Source organism: Geodermatophilus sp. TF02-6 (assembly GCF_003319115.1).
Classification (GTDB): Bacteria; Actinomycetota; Actinomycetes; order Mycobacteriales; family Geodermatophilaceae; genus Geodermatophilus.
The window spans coordinates 163,774-184,132 of the sequence record NZ_QOHF01000003.1; the positions used below are offsets into that span (position 1 = coordinate 163,774).

A 20,359-nucleotide genomic window follows, 5' to 3' on the forward strand; every position below is an offset into this window, starting at 1 on the left:
CCCATCGTGCGCGCCCGGCCGGGCGGCGGGTGGACGGTCCGCGAGCGGGCGGACATGCTCGCCTGACGGCCGCAGTGCGCTCGTCGACGGCGGCCGGACGCGCCCGCACAGGGGGAGGCACCGGATGCAGCACCTCGGGGACGTCCGGGTGGACCCCGGCCGGGCGCGGGTGTACGAGCACGGCTGGCAGTCGTGGAGCCCGGCGCTGGCCTACCGCGTCGGGGAGACGCCCCTGCGGCCGGGCACGGAGGCGGCGCGGGTGATGAACTGGCGCCCGGACACCCGCCCGCCCGCCGACGCGTTCTGGGGCGAGGGGCTGCTCGCGGTCGACCCCGGCGACGGCAGCGGCATCCACGTCCTCGCCGCCCCGCCCGGGGCCGACCCGGTCCCGAGCATCCGGGCCGACGTCCGCGGGGACCGCGTCGTCCTCGCCGCCGACGGCGCCGTGGAGCACGCCGTCGACCCCGGCCCCGACGGGCTGCACGGCGCGCTGGGCCGCTGGGGGCAGACCCACGCCGCCCGCTGCGGCCTCGGGCCGCTGCGCCCCGCGCCCACCCTGTGGTGCTCCTGGTACCACTACTCCACCGACGTGACCGAGGCCGACGTCGAGGAGAACCTCGACGCGCTGGGCGAGCTCGACCTCGCCGTCGACGTGGTCCAGCTCGACGACGGGTACCAGGCCGAGATCGGCGACTGGCTGGTCGACTCCGGGCGGTTCGGCTCGCTGCGGGAGACGATCGGCCGGATCGTCGACCGCGGGTTACGCGCCGGCCTGTGGATCGCCCCGTTCCTCGTCTCCCCGCGCTCGGCCCTGGCGCGGGAGCACCCGCAGTGGCTGGTGCCGGAGGCGACCGCGGGGGTCAACTGGGGGCAGGAGCTGCGCGTCCTCGACGTCACCCACCCGGGCGCCGAGGCCCACCTGCGGACGGTCTTCACGACCCTGCGCGGCATGGGCGTCGACTTCGTCAAGGCCGACTTCGTCTACGCCGGGGCCGTCCCGGGCCGGCGTGCCGACCGGACCGCCTCGGGGCAGGAGGCCTACCGGCGGGGGATGGCCGTCGTCCGCGAGTCGATCGGTGACGCCTACCTGCTCGGCTGCGGGGCCCCGATCCTGCCCAGCGTCGGGCTGGTCGACGCGATGCGGATCAGCCCGGACGTCGCCGTCCACTACTCCCCGACGCACGGCGGGGCGTTCGGCCCCTCCCAGTGGGCGGCGACCGCCAACGGCCGCGGGCGCGCCTGGCAGCACGGCCGGCTCTGGGTCAACGACTCCGACTGCCTGGTCGTCCGCCCGGCGGTGGAGCGGCGGGCGGAGTGGGCCGCCCACGTCGAGCGCTACGGCGGGCTGCGGGCCAGCAGCGACCGGCTGCGCAACCTGGACGAGTGGGGCCTGGTGACCACCCGCCGCCTGGTCCGGCCGGTGCCGGCCGAACCGTTCGTCCTCGACGAAGCGGCGCTCGGCTGACCCGGGGCGGGTCAGCCGAGCGCCGCTTCGTCGGCCCCGTCCCGGGCCCCGGCCGCGAGCCTGCGAAGGGTGGGGAGGACGGGGACGCTCCTCAGTGGGCGCCGGCGGGCATCGCCATGACGCTGTCCACGTCCCGCACGATGGGCGGCTCCTTGATCCACGTCATCGCCAGGGCGGCGATGGCGAGCAGGATCCCGGCGAACGTGATCGCGTTGTTCGGGTTGCCGCCCAGGAGGTTGTCGAAGATCGCCCCGAAGGTCAGCGTCTGGATGAGCATCGGGACGACGATCATCATGTTGATGATCCCCATGTACACCCCGTAGCGGGTCGACGGGATCAGCCGCACCGCCAGGATGTAGGGCACCCCCATGATCGAGGCCCAGGCGATGCCGAGGCCGATGATCGGGATGAACAGCAGGTACCTGTTGGTCAGGTGCGGGAACACCAGCAACCCGGCCGCGGCGAGCAGCAGACAGGTCGAGTGCACCCACTTGGCGCCGCGTTGCCGGGCGAAGGCGACCAGCGGGAACGCGACCAGGAAGGTCACGATGTTGTACCAGCCGTTGACCAGTCCGGTCCACGAGACGGCCTCGGCGTAGGCGGGGCTCTGCGTGTCCGTCGTCCCGAACACCGACTGGGAGATCGACAGCGACACGAACTGCCAGTAGCAGACCATCGCGTACCACTGGAACAGGTACACCAGGGCCAGCTTGCGCAGCTGCGGAGGCATCTCGACGATGGCCTCCCAGATCTCGCGCACCGCGGTGCCGAAGCCGCCCTTCTTCTCCCGTATCGCCGCCAGCTCCTCGGGGGACGGCGGCAGCTCGGGCGTGCTCAGCACCGAGACGAGCACCGTGCCGATGGAGCACACCGAGCCGAGGATGAACGAGGCGACGACCCAGTACGGGATGCCCGCGCTCGTCGCCCCAGTGATCAGGCTCTGGAAGACGAACAGCGAGATGTTGGCCAGGGTGATGCCGAATCCGGTGAAGAAGGACTGCGCGAGGAAGCCCTTGGCCAGCTGCTGCGGCGGCAGCCGGTCGGCGATGAACGCCCGGTACGGCTCCATCGCGGTGTTGTTGCTGGCGTCGAGCAGCCACAGCAGCAGGGCGGCCATCCACACCGCGGCCACGAACGGGAACAGGAACAGGCAGATGCTGCAGCCGATCGCACCGATGAGGAAGAACGGCTTGCGCCGGCCCCACCGCGGGCTCCAGGTCTTGTCCGACAGCGCGCCGATCAGGGGCTGGATGAACAACCCGGTGATCGGTCCGGCCAGGTTGAGCAGCGGCAGCTCGTCCGGGGAGGCCCCGAGGAAGTTGTAGATCGGGTTCACCGCGGTCTGCTGCATCCCGAAGCTGTACTGGATGCCGAAGAAGCCGAGGTTCATCAGCAGGATCTGCCGCATGTTCATCAGCGGCTTCTCCCGCACGATGGTGGCGTGCGTGGTGCGGCTCTGCGTCAGCGAGGTGCTCACCGCGACACCTCCGGTGCCCGCTGCTCGTGCTCGGTGAGGTAGGTCTGCAGGCGGTCGAGCTCCTGCTCCCAGCCCCGGCTGTGCTGGCCGGCGACGTCGGGCTCGAAGGGGCCCTGGATGATGCGCAGCAGGGTGCCGTCGCGCCCGGTCTTGCTGAACTCGACGCGCAGCTCCAGCGGGACGTCCGGGTCGATGCCCGGGTCGCCGGTGATCCGCTGGCGGGCGACGAACACGTCGGGGTCGAAGAACTCGGTGAAGACCGCGTCGGTGGTCACCCGGGCCGTCGGGTCGTTGTCGCGGACCTTGACGTGGTGGTGACGCCCGCCCAGGCGCAGGTCGGAGGTGACGGTGTCCGGTTCCACGTGCCAGCCCAGACTGCCCCGCCAGCGGGCCATCTCCGCGGGCTGGGTCCACGCCTGGAACACGTCGGGACGCGGGTAGTCGAACTGCCGTTCGACCACGACCATGACGTTAGCGGTCACTGGATCCCCTTCCAGCGGTGGTGTGGACGATGAGGACGTCGCAGGGCGACTTCTGGGACACGGTGGCGGGCACCGAGCCCAGCAGCCGGCCGGACAGCGTGTTGATCCCGCGGTTGCCGACGACGAGCAGGTCGGCGCCGTGCTCCTCCGCCACGGACAGCAGGGCCTGCCCCGGGTCGCCCTCGACGAGCTGCCCGGTGACGCCGGACGCCCCGCCGGACTCGGCGCGCTGCACCGCCGCGGCGAGGGCCTCCTTCGCCGCGTCGGTGCCCAGGACCTGGGTGGAGGTGGGGTCGCTGAGCTGGCGGGTCACGCTGGCCTGCGCGCGGGGGCTCACCGCGCTGTAGGCGCAGACCACGAGCAGCAGCGCGCCCTCCGACGAGGCGACCTGGGCCGCGCGGTCGACCGCCCGGAACGAGGAGTGGGAGCCGTCGGTGCCGACGACGACGGTGGTGTAGCTCATGACCGGTCCCGTCCTCCTCTGCCGGCGTGCGTGGACTCGGGGGCGCCGCGGGCGGCGCCGGGAAGCGGATCTCGGGCACGGGAGGCGGTGCCGACCCCCGCGGTGTGCGTCGTCATCGCGCTCACCTCGTCATCGCGCTCACCTCGTCGTCCGTGGCCACCGAGGCGGCCCAACCTGTGAGGAAGATCACCAGCTGGACGGATTCAGCGGACAGTGAAGAGCCACCGCCGGGTGCTGTCAACCCGGAGCAGCGGCGGCGGGAGAGGCAACCTGGGGTGGCGTGCGTGCCAGACTCCGCACGTGGGCCAGCGGGTGACCCTCCAGCACGTCGCGGATCGGGCGGGGACCTCACGGACGACGGCGCACTACGTCCTGACCGGCCAGGAGCGCGAGATGCGCATCGCCGAGGACACCCGGCGGCGCGTGCTGCGCGCGGCCCACGAGCTGCGCTACCGGCCCGACCTCATGGCCCGCGGACTGCGCACCCGCGTCACCCGGACCCTCGCCCTGGTCACCGACTCCGTGGCCAGCGAGGCCTACGCCGGGGAGCTCGTCTACGGCTCCCTCCTCGCCGCGGCCGCGCGCGGCTACCTGCTCTTCGTCTGCGAGACCGGGGAGGACGTCGAACTCGAGGGGCAGCTGGTCGAGGAGCTCCTCGACCGGCACGTCGACGCCTACCTCTACGCGAGCTACTTCACCCGCGAGGTCGAGGTCCCCGACGCACTCCGGTCGCAGCGCCTGGTGCTGCTCAACTGCCGGGCGCCCGGGAGCGGTCTGCCCTCCGTCGTCCCCGACGAGGTGGCCGCGGGCCGGTCGGCCGCGGCCGCCCTGCTGGACGCCGGCCACCGGGACGGCATCTGGCTGGTCGGCGAGACCGAGCCGCAGGTCATCGCCGCCGCCGAGCGGGTGCGCGGCATGGAGGAGGTCCTGGGCGCCGCCGGAGCGCGGCTCGCCGGCACCGTGCCCTCGGCCTGGTGGCCCGAGTCGGCCTTCGAGCAGTTCGGGGCCTTCCTCGACGAGCGCCGTCACCCGCGAGCGGTCATCTGCTTCAACGACCGCGTGGCCATGGGGGTCTACCAGGCCCTCGCCGTCCGCGGGCTGCGCGTCCCGGGGGACGTCTCCGTGGTCGCCTTCGACGACTCCGACCTCGCCGTGTGGCTGCGGCCGGCGCTGTCCAGCGTCGCCCTGCCGCACCGGGAGCTGGCCACCACCGCGGTGGAGCTGCTGCTCGGCGAGGGGGACCCGGGCACGGAGCACCGGGTGCCCATGCCGCTGCGCCTGCGCGAGTCGATCGGCCCGCCGCGGGCATCCTGGCGCTCGTGGTGATCCCGCGTCACCCGATCGGGTTCCGACCCCGGTCACGCGGAGCGACGCCTCGGGCGGGTTGAGCACGAACGACGAGCTGGCCGCCGCGCTGCTGCCCGCGGAGGCCTTCGGCCCGGCCGCCGACGCCGTGTCCGTCGACGTCCGGCAGGTGACCACCGGTGCGGGCGGCGACCTGCCGCAGGGTGCCTCGGTCACCCCCCAGTGCGGCGAGGGCGTCGGCGGCACCGCGGTCAGCCCGGAGGACTTCGGGGTCGTGGTGGCCCAGGCGGCGACCACCGACGCCGACGTCACCGTCGAGCTCCTGGCCGAGAGCGAGCAGGCCGACGCGGCCGGCCCGCGGTTCGCCGACCTGGTGGAGCAGTGCCGGCAGGTGACGATCACCGCCCCCGACGGCAGCTCCGCCACCGTCGACCTCGCCGCCCTGGCCGTCCCGGACCTGGGCGACGCGAGCGACGGCGTCCGGTTCACCACCGCCGTCCGGGCGCCGGACGGCACGAACCTGACCGTGCCCAGCCTGCTCGCCGTGGCCACCGACGGGCAGCGGCTGCTGTACCTGCAGCGGACCGGTACCGGCTCCGCGCCGCTGGACGAGGGCGCCTTCACCGACCTCTTCGCGCTGGCCTTCGAGACCCAGCAGACCCCCTGAGCGCACCGGGCACCCGAGCTCCCCGGGCACCCGAGCTCCCCGGGCACCCGAGCTCACAGCGAGAGGAGGCTCCCCAGCGCGCCGGCGACGACGCCGACCAGCAGCAGGACGGCGGCGGTCGCCCGGTCGAACCGGTTGCCGAGCAGGTGGTCCACCAGGCCGTCCAGCTCCTCGGCCCGCACGGGGGCCCCGGCAGGGGTGTCGCGCCCACCCACACCCGACCGGGCGTCGCGCCAGCGACGCAGGGCGTCGCCGGTCCGGCGTCCCTCGCCGACCAGGAGCGCGATGCCGGTCAGCTGAGCGAGCAGCGCCACGGAGAAGCAGACGACGGCCAGGGCGACCCGCGCGGTCTCGCTCATGGCGCCGAGCGTGCCCGGTGCGCGGCGGCACCGGCGACCCCGCCCGCCCCGAGGGCCGGGAGCGGCGAGAGCGGCGGGATCGCCGCGACGGTCAGCCGGTCAGCGCGGCTGGGCCGGGTTGGTCGGGTCGCCGTGCGACGGCGGGTTGACCGGCGGGCCGGACGTCGCCTCGGAGACCTTCGAGCCGGCCGCGGTGGGCACGGGGTCGTCGGCGGCCGGGGCGGCGGGGTCGCCACCGGAGGGCCGGGCGCCCTCGCGCAGCGCGGCGAGCCGGTTCTCCATGATCGTCACCACCCGCAACCGGTCGGCGTGCGCGCGCTCGTACTCCAGCAGCGTCTCGACGCCGGTGGCGTCCAGCATGCGGATCCGCGACGCGAGCCCCTCGACCGGGATGTGGTCGTAGTCGGGCAGCGGCAGCTGGTCGTGCTCGGTCATGGCCGAGGCACCTACCCCCGCGCTCCCGGTCCGACACCGGGTGTGAGGGGGCGGCCGGTGGGTAGGCGGCGGAGGCGGGAGCGCCCGGTCGCGGGTCCCGCCCACCGACGCCCACCGCGATCGAGGGAGTGGTCCCCACCCCATGGACGTGTCCTTCCTGGAGCCGGTCCTGCACGCCTCCGGGCCCTACGCCACCGTGTGCGCCGACGTCACGCACGTCAGCGCGACCGCCGACACCGAAGTGGAGCTGCGGGTCCGCGCCATCGCCGAACAGCTCACCGAGCAGGGCGCGCCGGAGGCGGTCGTCGAGGCCGTCCGCAGCCGGCTGCTGGAGGCGAACGAAGGTGGGGAGATCGCCACGCTGCGCGGCCGGGCCCTCGTCGTCGCGGCTGACGGGTCCGTGGTCCTCGACCAGGCGCTGATCGACGCACCGCTGCGGGTGGTGGCCGCGTGGGCCCCGACACCGGACCTGCTGCCGATCCTGCGCCAGCTGCCCGGGCGGGTGCCGCACATCGTCGCCCTCGTCGACCGGACGGGTGCGGACATCACCTACGTGGGCATGCCCGGGCAGGAGGATGAGGAAGAGACGGTGAAGGGCGACACCTTCCACATGCGCAAGGTGAAGGTCGGTGACTGGTCGCACAGCCAGTACCAGAACAGCGCCGAGAACACGTGGATCGACAACGCCGACCGGGTCGCCGAGCGGATCGCCTCGTACGCCCGTCGGTACGGGCCGAGGTTCGTGCTCGTCGCCGGCGACGTCCGGGCCCGCGCCATCCTCACCGACCGGGCGAGCGACCTGTGGAAGGACCTCGTCGTGACGATGGACGAGGGCGGCCGCGCCGCCGGGGCCGACCGGGAGCCGGTCGAGCGGCGGGCCGCCGAGCTGGTCGCCGAGCACGAGGCCCACGAGGAGGCCCGCGCGGTCGAGCAGATCGAGGCGGCCGCCGCGCACGGGCTGGCGGTCACCGGGACGGCGTACGTCGTCGAGGCGCTGCGCAAGGGCCAGGTCGAGACCCTCGTGCTCGCCGACGAGCCCGACGACGAGAAGCTGCTGGTCGGCGCCTCCCCGCTGGAGCTCGGCCTCGACCAGGGCGACATGGACGCCCTCGGGGTCCAGGAGGTGCACTCGGTGCCGGCCGACCGGGCGCTGCTGGCCGCGGCGGTGGCCGGCAGCGCCGACGTCGTCGTCGTCCCCCGGGCGGCCCTGCCCGGCGACATCCCGGTCGCCGCCGTCCTCCGCTACACCGACGACTCCACCCCCGGGCCGCAGCGCACCGAGGAGCCGACCCCGTGAGCAACCCGCACCAGCCCGCGACCGCGCCCGGCACCTCGCCGGGCGGCGTGGAGCGCCGGGCGGCGCTCGCCGAGGCGCTCGGCGAGGAGGTGTGGCCCGCCGACCTGGCCCGCCTGCAGGGACCCGCCGCGAGCGTGCGAGGGGCGGGGGGCAGGGGGGTCCTTCCGCTGCGCCGGTTGCCGGCCGGGCAGCAGTTCGCCAACGTGCAGGACGTCGCCCGAGCACTGGGCACCGGTACCGAGCAGGAGCGTTTCTGAGATGACCACGCAGAAGAAACCCAGCCCCGAGGCGCTGGCCAACGTGACCGAGGACAACGTCCGCAGCCGCGCCCAGCTGCTGCCCGAGGAGGAGCAGGTCGCCGGCAGCGGGATGGAGGAGGTGGCGGCCGAGGTGATCCTCGCCGAGTCCGAGGAGCGAACGGTCCACCCCGACCCCGACGACGCGCAGGGTGGCCACCGGCGCTCCGAGGACACCGCGGACCTGCCCTGAGCGCAGCCCATGAGCACTGGGTCCAGCTGCGCTGGTCGGATCCGGACTCGTTCGGCCACGTCAACCACGCTCGGGCGCTGAGCCTGCTGGAGGACGCCCGGCTGGCGATGGCCGGCCCCGGGGACCGCGACCTCATCCTCGCGCGACTGGAGGTCGACTATCTCCGCCAGCTCTACTACCGGGTCGGCGAGCGGCTGTGCGTGCGCAGCTGGATCACCCGGCTCGGTACGAAGTCGCTCACGATGCGCCAGGAACTCACCCAGGACGACCGGGTCGCCATCCGTGCCGACTCGGTCGTGGTGCTCTTCGACTTCACCACCGACGCCAGCCGCGCGATGACCGAGGCCGAGCGCGCCCACTGGTCGCGGTTCGCCGGGTCCTGAGGTGGCGTTCTCCGCTGGGCTGCCGACGTGCGCGGCGGCCGCGTCGACAGCGGCCACCACGTGGCCGAGGGAGCGCCGGGGGAGCTGGCCGCGGCTGGTCCCGTTCCTGCGTGGGTGATCCCGGGTACCGGTCCGGCATGCCGAAGACGACGAAGAGCGGCGACGCGAAACAGGACGAGATCCCCAGCACCCTGCAGCGTTCGGACGACAAGGCGCAGCGCACCTTCGCCAAGGCGCACGACTCGGCGCTGGAGTCCTACGACGACGAGCAGCGCGCCAACCAGGTCGCCTGGGCCGCGGTGAAGCACACGCACGAGAAGGTCGGTGACCACTGGGAGCCCAAGCCCGGTGGCCGCAAGGGGCCCTCCGATGCCCAGGCCGAGGGCGGGCGCGACACGAACCGGGAGACGAAGGGCGGCGTGGACGCCAACGCCACCAAAGCGCACCTGATGGACGTCGCCAAGCGCCTGGGCGTCTCCGGCCGGTCGAGGATGAGCAAGGACGAACTGGTCGACGCCATCCAGAAGGCCAACGACCGGGAGACCCGCAGGGCACGGGAGGAGTGAGCGCCCCGGGACGCCTCCTTCAGGCGCCGGGGATGAGCAGCAGCTCGGTCTGCCGGTCGCCCAGGTAGCGCACGCCGTCCCCGGTGAGCGCGATGCCCTCCTCCAGCGCCATGCGCACCGGCTGGCCGCCCCACTCGGGCACCGGCACCCGCACGCACAGCTCCAGCGCGTAGACGGTGTCGGGGTGCAGCACCCGGTCGCCGACACCGGGGACGCCGCCCTGGTCGTCCCACCGCCCGATCGCCGGCCCCGCCCCGTGGCCGTGGAAGCCGACCGGGTGCGAGTAGATGACCCCGTCGATTCCCACGGCCGCGGCGGCGGCCCGGGCCGCGGCGAGCACCTCGTTGCCGGTGCGGCCGGCGACCAGCTCCGCCGTCGTGAGGTCCTGCATCCGGTTGGCCACGGCCAGCGCGTGCCGCAGCCCCGCCGGGGCGTCGGTCTCGCCGCGGCGCAGCACGTAGCCGGTGCGCTGGCTGTCGGTCTTCAGTCCCAGGCTGGACAGGCCGACGTCGCAGTGCACCAGGTCGCCGGGCTCGACCGGGGCGTCGTAGGGGACGGCGGGCAGCAGCGCGCCGCGCCCGCGCACCGGCGTCGCCCCCGCCCGCTGCAGGTCGACCACCGGGTGGAACCACGGCTCCGCGCCGAGGTCGGCCAACCGCTGGCGCAGCTCCCAGGCCAGATCGGTGGCGGTGGTGGCGCCCACGGCGAGGGCGGCGGGGGAGGAGAAGGCCTCACCCACCACCTCGCCGGCCAGCCGGTTCATCGCGTCCAGCGCGACGATCTCCTCGGGCAGTCGCGCCTCCAGCCAGCCGACCGCGAGGTCCTCAGCCGACACCAGCCGGTCAGCCCACGGCCCGAGCGCCTCGGCGAGCAGCCGGTGCTCGGTGTACGACAGCCCGTCGGCGAGGGCGAAGTCGGCCGACACGTCGACGCCGATCCGCCGCGGCCCGGCCTGCTCCACGATCCGCCGGACCTCGGCCCACTGCGACTCCTCGGCCGGCAGCGCCGCGCCGTCCTCCGGGGACCAGGCCGGCAGGAACTGCCCAACGGGGTAGCGGGAGACCGCGGCGGCGGTCACGCCGTCGTCGCTGCGGTGCAGCACGAGGATGGTGCGGCGCCGGGCCGACAGCCACGTGGCCGGCAGCAGCGTGGCCAGCACCGGGTCCTCGTTGTACTCGCGGCCGAGGACCAGCCACAGGTCGATGCCGGCGCGGTCCATGAGCCCGGGCAGCAGGTCGAGCAGCCGCTGGGTCAGCCACCGGTCGCGGACGTCGGCCTGCTCGCGCAGCGGCAGGGGCACCGTGCGGGTCGGGTCCGGCGCGACGAGCGTCATGGGGACAGGGAAGCAGACAACCGTCGTCCCCACCGGTCGAGCGCTCAGGCCGACCCGCCGGCCGGGGTGGCCTCCTCCCACTCGGGGGCGGTGCGCGGCCGGGGCAGGGCGGCAGCCACCCGGTCCCGCCCGGCCTGCTTGGCCTCGTACATGGCGCCGTCGGCCCGGTCGATCAGCCGCCACACCGCGTCCGCGGCGTCCTCGCCGTCGACGGGGGACACCAGCGCGATGCCGATCGACGCGGTGACCGAGTGGCCGTCGTCGGTCCGGCCGGCCGCGACCGCCGACCGCAGCCGCTCGGCCAGCCGCTGCGCCTCGGCCGGGTCGCTGACCAGGCCGAGCACGACCAGCTCCTCGCCGCCGACGCGCGCCAGCACGTCGCTGGGGCGAACGGTCGCCGACAGCGACGCGGCCACGGCCCGGAGCACCGCGTCGCCGACGGCGTGCCCGTGGGCGTCGTTGAGCTGCTTGAAGTGGTCCAGGTCGAGGACCATCGCCGCCACCCGGGAGCCCTCGCGGCGGGCCTGCCGCCACACCCGCGGAGCCTGCTCGACCAGGAGGCGCCGGTTGGCCAGCCCGGTGAGCGGGTCCTGGTGCGACAGCGCCTGCGTGGCCCGCAGCAGCCGCTGCACCCGGCGCCGCAGGACGTGCACACCGGCGGACGCCGCGTTGAGCACCGTGGCGTCGACCCCCACCTGCACACCCAGCTCCAGCGCGCTGTCGTAGCTCGGTTCCAGCGCGGCCAGGCAGGCTCCGACGGTGGCGACCATGTGGACGGCGAGCATCCACGACTCGCAGAACCAGGCCGCCACGAACGCCGGGAACAGCAGCATCAGCGGGCTCGCGTGGCGGACCGGGTCCTCGAGGCACCGCGTGACGACCACGTAGCCCAGGTCGCCGAGCAGCACCAGCCCGAACGTCTCCCAGCGGCCGACCCGCCGGCCGAGCCCCAGCCACCCGGCGAGGGCCAGGCACAGCAGCATGCTGCCGCCGTACACCCAGCGGGCGGTGCCCCCGCGGACCACGCCGTCCACGAGGAGGTCCACCGCTCCCATCAGCCCGCCGAGGAGCAGCAGGGAGGCCAGCGTCAGCGCGGCGACGTGGCGCTCCGGGCCGGTGCCGGGGGGAACGGCCGGGGCCGGGGTGTCGGTGTCTCCGCGTCGCCGGCCGCTCACGGGACGGCAGCATGCCGCACGGACCGGGCCGGTAGGGCAACTCGGCGCGCCGTCGTCCGCTCCACCCGGGTCCGCGGTCGCCGTCCGACCGGCTCCCCGGACCGGTGGCAGGGTGGAGGCGCACACCCCGACGACGAGGAGGCCGCACATGGCGCAGGGTCCGTGGTTCTACTGCCTCAAGCACCACACCGTCGAGGACCGGGACGGCTGTGCCGAGCGGCACCGGCTGGGCCCTTACGCCACCCGCGAGGAGGCCGAGCACGCGCTGCAGACGGTGGCCGAGCGCGAGAAGCGGCTCAACGCCGAGGACCGTGCGTGGGAGGAGGGCGACTGACCGGGTCGGCGGTGTCCCCGGCATGATCGGTGCCGGGGCGCCGGGGGGTCCGGCGGCGGAGGAGGACGTGTGAGCGAGGGACGTGCGGTGGAGGACCTGGTCGTCGGCGTGCTCGGCGGCACCGGTCCGCAGGGGCGGGGTCTCGCCGTCCGGCTGGCCGCGGCCGGGCAGCAGGTCCTCCTCGGCTCGCGGGACGCCGAGCGCTGCGCGGACGTCGCCGAGCAGGTCGCCGAGCGGGCGACCGCCGCGGCGGCGGGGAGCGAGGTGTCGGTCCGGGGCGGGTCGAACGCCGACGTCGCCGGCGCGGCCGACCTGGTCGTCGTCGCCGTGCCGTTCGCCGGGCACGCCGCCACGCTGGCCGAGCTGACCACCCCGCTGGCCGGGAAGATCGTCGTCGACTGCGTCGTCCCCATGGCGTTCGACGAGCTCGGCGCGTACGTGCTCGACGTCCCCGAGGGGTCGGTCGCCCAGCAGGCGGCCGCGCTGCTGCCCGACTCGCAGGTCGTCGGCGCCTTCCACCACGTGTCCGCAGCCCTGCTCGAGGACGTCTCCCAGCCCACCCTCGACTGCGACGTCATGGTGGTCGGCGACGTGCGCGAGGCCACCGACACCGTGCAGGCGCTGGCCGGCCGGCTGCCCGGCATGCGCGGCATCTACGCCGGCCGGCTGCGCAACGCCCGCCAGGTCGAGGCGCTCACGGTCAACCTGGTGTCGTGCAACCGCCGGTACAAGGCGCACGCCGGCATCCGCATCACCGACGTCTGAGCGCCGCTGACACCGTTGCCGGGTGGTCTCGTGCACTGCGGGTCCGGTCGGACCGGCAATGCGCGAGACGACCCGGCACTGCGGGCCCGGCCCGCGGTGTCCACAGCCCGGACGGCCGTGCACCGATCCCCGGCCGGCCTCCATCCGGCCGCGTCGGCCGGGCAGGGTCGCAGGCATGGATCCCCACGACCCGTCCGACCTGCTCCTCCGCCGCGCGGCGGAGGAGCAGGGGTGGAGCGACGACGAGCTAGCCCGGCACACCCGGAGCGGCCACCTGGCACGGCTGCGCCCGGGTGCCTACCTGCTCGGTGGACCTCCCACGGCGGAGGAGACCCGTCACCGCCTGCTCGTCCACGCCACCCTGGCCGGGCTGCGCCGGCCGGCGGCGGTGAGCCACCAGTCAGCGGCGGTGCTCCTCGGCCTGCCGGTGTGGGGCGCGGGGCTGGGGCGGGTGCACGTGACCCGTCGTCCGCCGGCCTCCAGCGAGGTCGGCAGGTACCTGCGCTGCCACGTCGCCCGGCTCGGGGACGACGAGGTCGTCGAGGTCGACGGTCTGCCGGTCACCGCGCCGACCCGCACCCTCCTGGACCTGGGCCGGTCACTGCCTCTCGGGGCGGCGGTCGTCTCGTTGGACGCGGCCCTCTTCCAACGGCTGGTACACCCAGCCGAGCTGGCGGCGGGGCTCGCCGCGATCACCGGCACGCGGGGCAGCCGGGCCGCGGCCCGCGCCGTCCGCTTCGCCGACGGGCGCAGCGAGAGCGTGGGGGAGAGCCGCAGCCGCGTGCTGCTGCACCGGCTGGGCCTGGGGCCGTCGACCCTGCAGCTGCCGATCAGCACGTCGTCCGGTGTGTTCCTCGGTCGGGCCGACTTCGCGTGGGAGCAGGCGCGGGTGGTGGGTGAGTTCGACGGACGGATCGAGTACGGCCGCCTGCTGCGCCCGGGGCAGGAGCCCGGGGACGCGGTGTTCGAGGAGAAGCGCCGGGAGGACGCCGTCCGCGCGGAGGACTGGGGCGTCGTCCGGTGGACCTGGGCCGACCTGACGCCGGCCGTCCTGGGCCCCCGGGTGCGCCGGGCCCTCGCCTGGGCCGGCCGCCGCGCCGGATGACGACACGTTGCCGGTTGCCCTCGTGGATCGCTGGCGCGGTCGGACCGGCACCGCACGAGCGCGACCGGCAACGCGGCACCGTGGCTAGCCGGGGCCGCCGGGCGGGCTACTCGAAGGAGTGCTCCGGGCCGGGGAAGGCGCCGGTGCGGACCTCCTCGGCGTACTCGCGGGCCGCGCGCAGCAGCTCGGCGCGCAGGTCGGCGTACTTCTTGACGAACCGCGGCACCCGGCCAGCGGTGAACCCGGCCATGTCCGGCCAGACCAGCACCTGCGCGTCGCAGTCCGCGCCCGCGCCGATGCCGATGGTGGGGATGGCCAGCTCCTTGGTCACCTGGGCGGCCAGCTCGGCCGGCACCATCTCCAGGACGACGGCGAACGCGCCGGCGTCGGCGACGGCGTGCGCGTCGGCCAGCAGCCGTTCCGCACCCGCGGAGCCGCGGCCCTGCACCCGGAAGCCGCCGAGCGCGTGCTCGCTCTGCGGGGTGAACCCGATGTGCGCCATCACCGGGACGCCGTTCTCGGCGAGCGCCCGCACCTGCGGGGCCACCCGCGCCCCGCCCTCGAGCTTGACCGCCTGCGCGCCGCCCTCCTTCATCATCCGCACGGCGGTGGCCAGCGCCTGCTGCGGCCCGGCCTCGTAGCTGCCGAACGGCAGGTCGGCGACGACCAGCACCCGCGTGGTGGAGCGGGTCACCGCCTTGGTCATCAGCAGGATGTCCTCCACGGTCACCGGGACGGTCGAGGGGTGCCCGAGGACGACGTTGCCGGCGGAGTCCCCGACCAGGAGCACCGGGATGCCGGCCTCCTCGAACACCGCCGCGCTCGTGGTGTCGTAGGCGGTGAGCATCGCCCACTTCTCGCCGCGCTCCTTGGCCTGCTGCAGGTGGTGCACGCGGACGCGGGCGGTCGACTTGCCGCCGTAGAGGACTGGTTCGCTCATGCCGTGTCCCCTGCTGGACTCGCGAGCTCGTTCACGCTCGGCCTCCTGCTGCCGTCGCAAGCTCCGTCACGGTGCCGCTCCTTCGCGGACGCTGGGCAGGCTCTCCCGCCAGCGGTTGGTGATCGGCAGACGCCGATCCCGGCCGAACGCCTTCAGGCTGATCTTCGTTCCCGGCGCCGACTGCCGGCGCTTGAACTCGGCGGTGTCGACCAGCCGCAGCACCCGGGCCACCACCTCGGGGTCGTGGCCGCGCTCGAGCAGCTCGGCCATGCCCAGGTCGCGGTCGACGTAGTCGGCGACCACCGCGTCGAGCTCCTCGTAGGAGGGCAGCGAGTCGCTGTCCTGCTGCCCCGGGGCGAGCTCGGCCGACGGCGGCTTGTCGATCGAGTTCTGCGGGATCGGCTCGACCTCGCCGCGCCCGCGGGCCCAGGCGTTGCGCCAGCGGGCCAGCTCCCACACCAGCGTCTTGGGGACGTCCTTGATCGGGGCGAACCCGCCGGCCGCGTCGCCGTAGAGGGTCGAGTAGCCGACGGCCACCTCGCTCTTGTTGCTGGTGGCCAGCAGCAGGTGGCCGTGCTGGTTGGACAGCCCCATGAGCAGGGTGCCGCGCACCCGCGCCTGCAGGTTCTCCGCCGCGACCCCGGAGAGGTCGACGACCGAGGAGTAGGCGTCGACCATCGGCGCGATCGGGACCACCGAGAAGTGCAGCCCCAGCCGCTTCGCGCTGTCCTCGGCGTCGGTGAGGGAGTGCTCGCTGGAGTACCTCGACGGCAGCGCCACCCCGTACACCCGGTCGGGGCCGAGCGCGTCCACCGCCAGCGCGGCCACCAGCGCGGAGTCGATGCCGCCGGAGAGGCCGAGGACGACCGAGGGCAGGCCGTTCTTGTCGATGAAGTCGCGCAGGCCCAGCACCAGGGCGCGCCAGACCTCCTCGCAGTCCGACAGCGGCTCGGCCACGGCGCCCGGCCGCGGCCCGAACGCCGGCACCGCCTGCTCGGAGAGCACGTGCCGGGTCACCGTCATCGGCCCGATCCGGCCCTCTCGCCGCTCGGGCACGGACGCCGGGTCGAGCGCCAGGTCGACGGTGAGCAGGTGCTCGACGAACCGGGGGGCGCGGGCCAGCAGCTCGCCGTCCGGCGCCACCGCCATCGAGCCGCCGTCGAAGACCAGCTCGTCCTGCCCGCCCACCTGGTTGCAGTAGACGACCGTCGCCCGCGCCTCGGCCGCGCGGCGGCGGACCAGCGGCAGCCGGGCGTCGTCCTTGGCCCGCTCGTAGGGCGAGGCGTTGGGGGAGACGACGAGGTCCACCCCGGCCTGGCCGGCGACCCCGCACGGGCCGCCCTCGACCCAGAGGTCCTCGCAGATGGTCAGGGCGACGTCGACGCCGTGCAGCCGCACGACCGGCAGCTCGGTGCCGGGCACGAAGTAGCGCGCCTCGTCGAAGACGCCGTAGTTGGGCAGGTGCCGCTTGTGGTAGCGGACGACGACCTCGCCGCCGTACAGCAGGGCGGCGGCGTTGCGCGGCGCGCCGCGGCGCGGGTTGGCGTCACCGGGCCGGTCGTCGTCGGTCGGCGGGGTGTCCACCGGCGCCGGGCCGACGCCCTCGGTGTGCGCCAGGTACCCGACGACGACGGCGAGAGCGCCCAGCCCCTGGCGGTCGAGCTCGGCGGCGAGGTCGACCACCGCCTGCTCGCTGGCGCGGGCGAAGGACTCCCGCAGCACGAGGTCCTCGGGCGGGTAGCCGGTGAGGGTCATCTCGGGGAACACCACGAGGGAGGCGCCGGCGTCGGCGGCCCGCGCCGTCCACCGGGTCACCAGCTCGGCGTTGCCGGGCAGGTTCCCGACCGTCGTGTCGACCTGGGCCAGGGCCACCCGCAGCTGCACCCGCGCGTCAGTCACCGGCTCAGTCTCGTCGCCGTCCCCGCCGTCCGGCCAGGCGGGGAGCGCCGTGCTCAGGCCGGGGCGGTCGGGCGGGGGACAGGGACGCCGTCCACCGCCGGCGCCGGGCGCTCCTCGGCGCCCGGTGGCGTGGACCGCTCGAGGAAGCGCAGCAGCTCGACCGGGAACGGCAGGACGACCGTGGAGTTCTTCTCCGCAGCGACCTCCACCATGGTCTGCAGCAGGCGCAGCTGCAGCGCGGCCGGCTGGGTGGTCATCACCTCGGCGGCCTGCGCCAGCTTCTGCGAGGCCTGCAGCTCGCCTTCCGCGGTGATCACCCGCGACCGGCGCTCCCGCTCGGCCTCGGCCTGGCGCGACATCGACCGCTTCATCGACTCGGGCAGCGCGACGTCCTTGATGTCCACCCGGTCGATGTGCACGCCCCAGTCGACGGCCGGACTGTCCATCATCAGCTCCAGGCCCTGGTTGAGCCGCTCCCGGTTGGACAGCAGGTCGTCGAGGTCGCTCTTGCCGATGATCGAGCGCAGCGACGCCTGGGCGACCTGGCCGATGGCGGCCTGGTAGTTCTGCACGTCGACCACCACGCGGACCGGGTCGAAGACCCGCCAGTAGACGACGGCGTCGACCTTGACGGTCACGTTGTCCCGGGTGATGCCCTCCTGGGCCGGCACCGGCATGGTGACGATCTGCGTGTTCACCTTGCGCATCCGGTCGATCCCCGGCGTGATGACGGTGGGCCCCGGGCCCCGCGGCTCGCCGAGCACCCGGCCCAGGCGGAGCACGACCCCCCGCTCGTACTGGGCCACGACCCGCACGCTCGCGCCCAGCAGCACCAGCACGCCCGCGAGCACCAGGACGACCACTGCGAGAACGACGTCCATCACGTCCCCCGCCGCCGGTGCCCGGCCGGACGCGCAGGTCGCGCCCGTGGCCGGGACGCCCTCAGAACGGCGCTCCCATGCTAACGCCGAGGTCGTCGCGCAGGGGCCGGTCGCGGCGCGCCGATCAGCGGGCCGACCAGCCGCCGTCGGAGGCGATGACCTGCCCGGTGACCCAGGCCGCCTCGTCGCTTCCCAGCCAGGCCACCAGGCGGGCGGTGTCCTGCGGGGTGCTCCAGCGGCCGCCGGGGTTGGCGGCGGCGACGGCCGCGTGCAGCTGCGCGTCGGCGTAGCCGGTGTCGTTGGGCCCCGGGTCGACGCAGTTGACCGTGATCCCGCGAGGCATGAGGTGGACGGCGAGGCTGCGGGTCAGCTGGTGGAGGGCGGCCTTCGAAGCGGTGTAGGGCAGCTCGGCGGGCATGGCGGCGGAGTACTGGCCCGAGGTGAAGGTGAGCAGCCGTCCACCCGGCCGGCCGTCGTGCTGCGCCGCGAACGCCTGGACCAGCAGCAGCGTGGCCCGGGTGTTCACCGCGTAGGTGAGGTCGAGCTCGGCGGCGGTCAGCTGCTCGAGGGACTGGGCACCGCTGCGCGCGTGGTTGGCGACGAGGACGTCGAGGTGGCCGAAGGCCCGGCGGGCCGTCTCGACCAGCCGGGCCGGTGCCTGCGGGTCGGCCAGGTCGGCGGGCACGTGCGCCACCCGCCCGCCGGCCGCGCGCAGCTCGTCGACCAGGGCGTCGGCCCCACCCGGATCCGCGCCCCAGGGCTGCTCGGCGTCGTACGGCGCCCACGAGTGCAGCACGACGGCGGCCCCGTCGGCGACCAGCCGCCGCGCGATCGCGGCGCCGATGGCGATCCGGCGGCTGGCGCCGGTGACGAGGGCCACCCGGCCGGCCAGCGGGCCGGGTCCCGGGCCGGGAGCGGAGGTCACGTCACGGCAGCATGGCGCGACCTCCCCGCGCTGGCGACCAGCGGGATCACGACACGGGCAGACCGAGGGCCCGACCTCGTGTGCCGGCCGGCGGGACGGGGCAGGGTTGGGGGCGGCGACACACCCCGGACACGACTGGACTCAGATCATGGCGAGCATGGACCGACAGCAGGAGTTCGTCCTGCGCACCCTCGAGGAACGCGACATCCGCTTCGTGCGGCTGTGGTTCACCGACGTCTCCGGCTACCTCAAGGCCGTGGCCGTGGCGCCCGCCGAGATCGAGGCCGCCTTCGCCGAGGGCATCGGCTTCGACGGCTCGGCGATCGAGGGCTTCGCCCGCGTCTACGAGTCCGACATGCTCGCCAAGCCCGACCCGGCGACGTTCCAGGTGATGCCGGCGGCCAAGGGGCAGCCCAGCGACACCGCGCGGATGTTCTGCGACCTCACGCTGCCCGACGGGACGCCGTCCTGGGCCGACCCGCGGCACGTGCTGCGCCGGGCGCTGTCGAAGGCCGCGGAGATGGGCTTCACCTTCTACACCCACCCCGAGGTCGAGTTCTTCCTCGTCAAGGACCTCCCGACCGACGGCAGCGCCCCCGAGCCGGCCGACACCGGCGGCTACTTCGACCTGTCCACGCACAACGTCGCCCACGACTTCCGCCGGGAGGCGGTCTTCGCGCTGGAGGCGATGGGGATCTCGGTGGAGTTCAGCCACCACGAGGTGTCGCCGGGCCAGCAGGAGATCGACCTGCGCTACGCCGACGCGCTGTCGATGGCCGACAACATCATGACCCTGCGGCACGTCGTCCGTGAGGTCGCGCTGACCCAGGGCGTGCACGCCACCTTCATGCCCAAGCCGTTCACCGACCTGGCCGGCTCGGCGCTGCACACCCACCTGTCGCTGTTCGAGGGCGACAGCAACGCCTTCCACGACCCGTCGGACCCGATGAAGCTGTCGGTCACCGGCAAGCAGTTCATCGCCGGCCTGCTCACCCACGCCCGCGAGTTCACCGCCGTCACCAACCAGACGGTCAACTCCTACCGCCGGCTGCTGGCCGGCACCGAGGCGCCGACCGCGGTGACCTGGGGGCGGGCCAACCGCTCGGCGCTGGTGCGGGTGCCCTCCTACAAGCCGAGCAAGGCGCAGTCGGCGCGGGTGGAGGTCCGCTCGCCGGACTCCGCGTGCAACCCCTACCTCACCTTCGCGGTGCTGCTGGCCGCCGGCCTGCGCGGCGTCGAGAAGGGCTACGAGCTGCCCCCCGAGGCCGAGGACGACGTCTGGTCGCTCACCGACACCGAGCGGCGCGCCGCCGGGTACGACGACCTGCCGGTGTCCCTCGGCGAGGCGCTGACCGCGATGCAGGGCAGCGAGCTGGTCGCCGAGACCCTGGGCGAGCACGTCTTCGAGTTCTTCCTGCGCAACAAGTGGGCGGAGTTCCACGCCTACCGGCGGAACGTGACCCCCTGGGAGCTCATGCGCTACCTGCCGGGCCTGTAGGAGGAGGAGAAGGACCACCCTTCCCCCACGCCTCGTGAGAGGACCTCCCTGCCCCCCTCGCAAGCTCGCGGCGGGGCCCGGCAGGGAGGCCAGCGGGACCGGCGAAGGGTGGCCGT

Annotated in this window: 23 protein-coding genes; 12 read left to right on the top strand and 11 right to left on the bottom strand. The window is 74.5% G+C overall.

The genetic code is table 11. The features are described 5' to 3' along the window. The first annotated feature begins 124 nt into the window (after nucleotides 1–124). The gene (locus DQ238_RS04185) at nucleotides 125–1,465 is read left to right on the top strand and encodes a glycoside hydrolase family 36 protein (RefSeq protein ID WP_113780054.1); all 1,341 of its coding nucleotides are present in this window, start codon (nucleotides 125–127) and stop codon (nucleotides 1,463–1,465) included. A 91-nt stretch (nucleotides 1,466–1,556) separates the two neighbouring features. Here the strand turns inward: DQ238_RS04185 and DQ238_RS04190 are convergent, their stop codons facing one another. From DQ238_RS04190 to DQ238_RS04200, 3 genes are read right to left on the bottom strand one after another with little or no spacing between them, the layout of a single operon-like run. After that, nucleotides 1,557–2,942, bottom strand: coding sequence for an MFS transporter (locus DQ238_RS04190; protein WP_199506123.1), 1,386 nt, complete (start codon nucleotides 2,940–2,942; stop codon nucleotides 1,557–1,559). After that, the gene (locus tag DQ238_RS04195; RefSeq protein ID WP_113780055.1) at nucleotides 2,939–3,424 is read right to left on the bottom strand and encodes an SRPBCC domain-containing protein; all 486 of its coding nucleotides are present in this window, start codon (nucleotides 3,422–3,424) and stop codon (nucleotides 2,939–2,941) included. Before DQ238_RS04195 ends, DQ238_RS04190 begins: the two co-directional genes overlap by 4 nt. Further along, complete coding sequence (locus tag DQ238_RS04200) at nucleotides 3,414–3,887, bottom strand: universal stress protein (protein ID WP_113780056.1); 474 nt, start codon at nucleotides 3,885–3,887, stop codon at nucleotides 3,414–3,416. Before DQ238_RS04200 ends, DQ238_RS04195 begins: the two co-directional genes overlap by 11 nt. Nucleotides 3,888–4,187: 300 nt before the next feature. Between DQ238_RS04200 and DQ238_RS04205 the strand changes: the two genes are divergently transcribed. Both DQ238_RS04205 and DQ238_RS04210 read left to right on the top strand, forming a co-directional pair. Continuing rightward, the gene (locus DQ238_RS04205; protein ID WP_199506124.1) at nucleotides 4,188–5,213 is read left to right on the top strand and encodes a LacI family DNA-binding transcriptional regulator; all 1,026 of its coding nucleotides are present in this window, start codon (nucleotides 4,188–4,190) and stop codon (nucleotides 5,211–5,213) included. A 58-nt stretch (nucleotides 5,214–5,271) separates the two neighbouring features. Then, the gene (locus DQ238_RS04210; RefSeq protein ID WP_113780058.1) at nucleotides 5,272–5,859 is read left to right on the top strand and encodes a hypothetical protein; all 588 of its coding nucleotides are present in this window, start codon (nucleotides 5,272–5,274) and stop codon (nucleotides 5,857–5,859) included. Between the two features lie 53 nt (nucleotides 5,860–5,912). Here the strand turns inward: DQ238_RS04210 and DQ238_RS04215 are convergent, their stop codons facing one another. Next, nucleotides 5,913–6,218 carry a hypothetical protein gene (locus tag DQ238_RS04215; RefSeq protein ID WP_113780059.1) on the bottom strand — a complete coding sequence of 102 codons (306 nt, stop codon included), beginning with the start codon at nucleotides 6,216–6,218 and terminating at the stop codon, nucleotides 5,913–5,915. 99 nt (nucleotides 6,219–6,317) lie between these two features. Next, nucleotides 6,318–6,653, bottom strand: a complete 336-nt coding sequence (locus tag DQ238_RS04220; protein WP_113780060.1) for a hypothetical protein — start codon at nucleotides 6,651–6,653, stop codon at nucleotides 6,318–6,320. Nucleotides 6,654–6,795: 142 nt separating this feature from the next. On the opposite strand from DQ238_RS04220, the gene DQ238_RS04225 reads away from it, so the two are divergent. The 5 genes from DQ238_RS04225 (at nucleotide 6,796) to DQ238_RS04245 (ending at nucleotide 9,388) form a co-directional block, all read left to right on the top strand. Continuing rightward, nucleotides 6,796–7,950, top strand: coding sequence for a Vms1/Ankzf1 family peptidyl-tRNA hydrolase (locus DQ238_RS04225; protein WP_113780061.1), 1,155 nt, complete (start codon nucleotides 6,796–6,798; stop codon nucleotides 7,948–7,950). Next, nucleotides 7,947–8,207 carry a DUF2795 domain-containing protein gene (locus tag DQ238_RS04230; RefSeq protein ID WP_113780062.1) on the top strand — a complete coding sequence of 87 codons (261 nt, stop codon included), beginning with the start codon at nucleotides 7,947–7,949 and terminating at the stop codon, nucleotides 8,205–8,207. Before DQ238_RS04225 ends, DQ238_RS04230 begins: the two co-directional genes overlap by 4 nt. Before the next feature lies 1 nt (nucleotide 8,208). Continuing rightward, nucleotides 8,209–8,439, top strand: a complete 231-nt coding sequence (locus tag DQ238_RS04235) for a hypothetical protein (RefSeq protein WP_113780063.1) — start codon at nucleotides 8,209–8,211, stop codon at nucleotides 8,437–8,439. A gap of 26 nt (nucleotides 8,440–8,465) precedes the next feature. Then, complete coding sequence (locus DQ238_RS04240) at nucleotides 8,466–8,822, top strand: thioesterase family protein (RefSeq protein WP_255418013.1); 357 nt, start codon at nucleotides 8,466–8,468, stop codon at nucleotides 8,820–8,822. 137 nt (nucleotides 8,823–8,959) lie between these two features. Then, complete coding sequence (locus tag DQ238_RS04245; protein ID WP_113780158.1) at nucleotides 8,960–9,388, top strand: ChaB family protein; 429 nt, start codon at nucleotides 8,960–8,962, stop codon at nucleotides 9,386–9,388. A gap of 19 nt (nucleotides 9,389–9,407) precedes the next feature. On the opposite strand, the gene DQ238_RS04250 is transcribed toward DQ238_RS04245, so the two are convergent. Both DQ238_RS04250 and DQ238_RS04255 read right to left on the bottom strand, forming a co-directional pair. Further along, entirely contained in the window at nucleotides 9,408–10,721 is a 1,314-nt protein-coding gene (locus DQ238_RS04250; RefSeq protein WP_113780065.1) for a M24 family metallopeptidase, read from the bottom strand. Nucleotides 10,722–10,765: 44 nt separating this feature from the next. Continuing rightward, nucleotides 10,766–11,896, bottom strand: a complete 1,131-nt coding sequence (locus tag DQ238_RS04255) for a GGDEF domain-containing protein (protein ID WP_233495692.1) — start codon at nucleotides 11,894–11,896, stop codon at nucleotides 10,766–10,768. A gap of 148 nt (nucleotides 11,897–12,044) precedes the next feature. Here DQ238_RS04255 and DQ238_RS04260 point away from each other — a divergent pair, with 148 nt between their 5' ends. The 3 genes from DQ238_RS04260 (at nucleotide 12,045) to DQ238_RS04270 (ending at nucleotide 14,100) form a co-directional block, all read left to right on the top strand. Then, entirely contained in the window at nucleotides 12,045–12,230 is a 186-nt protein-coding gene (locus DQ238_RS04260) for a hypothetical protein (protein ID WP_113780066.1), read from the top strand. A gap of 69 nt (nucleotides 12,231–12,299) precedes the next feature. After that, nucleotides 12,300–12,995: an NADPH-dependent F420 reductase gene (npdG, locus tag DQ238_RS04265; RefSeq protein WP_113780067.1), complete on the top strand. Its 696-nt coding sequence runs from the start codon at nucleotides 12,300–12,302 to the stop codon at nucleotides 12,993–12,995. A 175-nt stretch (nucleotides 12,996–13,170) separates the two neighbouring features. Continuing rightward, nucleotides 13,171–14,100, top strand: coding sequence for a hypothetical protein (locus DQ238_RS04270; protein ID WP_113780068.1), 930 nt, complete (start codon nucleotides 13,171–13,173; stop codon nucleotides 14,098–14,100). 106 nt (nucleotides 14,101–14,206) lie between these two features. Here the strand turns inward: DQ238_RS04270 and panB are convergent, their stop codons facing one another. The 4 genes from panB to DQ238_RS04290 form a co-directional block, all read right to left on the bottom strand. Continuing rightward, nucleotides 14,207–15,040, bottom strand: a complete 834-nt coding sequence (panB, locus tag DQ238_RS04275) for a 3-methyl-2-oxobutanoate hydroxymethyltransferase (protein ID WP_113780069.1) — start codon at nucleotides 15,038–15,040, stop codon at nucleotides 14,207–14,209. A gap of 66 nt (nucleotides 15,041–15,106) precedes the next feature. Next, entirely contained in the window at nucleotides 15,107–16,939 is a 1,833-nt protein-coding gene (locus DQ238_RS04280; RefSeq protein WP_113780070.1) for an NAD+ synthase, read from the bottom strand. Between the two features lie 53 nt (nucleotides 16,940–16,992). Beyond that, nucleotides 16,993–17,820, bottom strand: a complete 828-nt coding sequence (locus DQ238_RS04285; RefSeq protein WP_113780071.1) for a slipin family protein — start codon at nucleotides 17,818–17,820, stop codon at nucleotides 16,993–16,995. A 124-nt stretch (nucleotides 17,821–17,944) separates the two neighbouring features. Next, nucleotides 17,945–18,745: an SDR family oxidoreductase gene (locus DQ238_RS04290; protein ID WP_113780072.1), complete on the bottom strand. Its 801-nt coding sequence runs from the start codon at nucleotides 18,743–18,745 to the stop codon at nucleotides 17,945–17,947. Between the two features lie 157 nt (nucleotides 18,746–18,902). Here DQ238_RS04290 and DQ238_RS04295 point away from each other — a divergent pair, with 157 nt between their 5' ends. Beyond that, nucleotides 18,903–20,243 (top strand): glutamine synthetase family protein, encoded by a 1,341-nt coding sequence (locus tag DQ238_RS04295; RefSeq protein WP_113780160.1) that lies wholly within the window; start codon nucleotides 18,903–18,905, stop codon nucleotides 20,241–20,243. Nucleotides 20,244–20,359: the final 116 nt, after the last annotated feature.

Bases quoted from the DNA above. Each gene is read 5' to 3' on its own strand.
- DQ238_RS04185 (WP_113780054.1), top strand. From the start codon at position 125: ATGCAGCACCTCGGGGACGTCCGGGTGGACCCCGGCCGGGCGCGGGTG.
- DQ238_RS04200 (WP_113780056.1), bottom strand. From the start codon at position 3,887: ATGAGCTACACCACCGTCGTCGTCGGCACCGACGGCTCCCACTCCTCG.
- DQ238_RS04215 (WP_113780059.1), bottom strand. From the start codon at position 6,218: ATGAGCGAGACCGCGCGGGTCGCCCTGGCCGTCGTCTGCTTCTCCGTG.
- DQ238_RS04220 (WP_113780060.1), bottom strand. From the start codon at position 6,653: ATGACCGAGCACGACCAGCTGCCGCTGCCCGACTACGACCACATCCCG.
- DQ238_RS04225 (WP_113780061.1), top strand. From the start codon at position 6,796: ATGGACGTGTCCTTCCTGGAGCCGGTCCTGCACGCCTCCGGGCCCTAC.
- DQ238_RS04235 (WP_113780063.1), top strand. From the start codon at position 8,209: ATGACCACGCAGAAGAAACCCAGCCCCGAGGCGCTGGCCAACGTGACC.
- DQ238_RS04245 (WP_113780158.1), top strand. From the start codon at position 8,960: ATGCCGAAGACGACGAAGAGCGGCGACGCGAAACAGGACGAGATCCCC.
- DQ238_RS04250 (WP_113780065.1), bottom strand. From the start codon at position 10,721: ATGACGCTCGTCGCGCCGGACCCGACCCGCACGGTGCCCCTGCCGCTG.
- DQ238_RS04260 (WP_113780066.1), top strand. From the start codon at position 12,045: ATGGCGCAGGGTCCGTGGTTCTACTGCCTCAAGCACCACACCGTCGAG.
- DQ238_RS04270 (WP_113780068.1), top strand. From the start codon at position 13,171: ATGGATCCCCACGACCCGTCCGACCTGCTCCTCCGCCGCGCGGCGGAG.
- panB (WP_113780069.1), bottom strand. From the start codon at position 15,040: ATGAGCGAACCAGTCCTCTACGGCGGCAAGTCGACCGCCCGCGTCCGC.
- DQ238_RS04285 (WP_113780071.1), bottom strand. From the start codon at position 17,820: ATGGACGTCGTTCTCGCAGTGGTCGTCCTGGTGCTCGCGGGCGTGCTG.
- DQ238_RS04295 (WP_113780160.1), top strand. From the start codon at position 18,903: ATGGACCGACAGCAGGAGTTCGTCCTGCGCACCCTCGAGGAACGCGAC.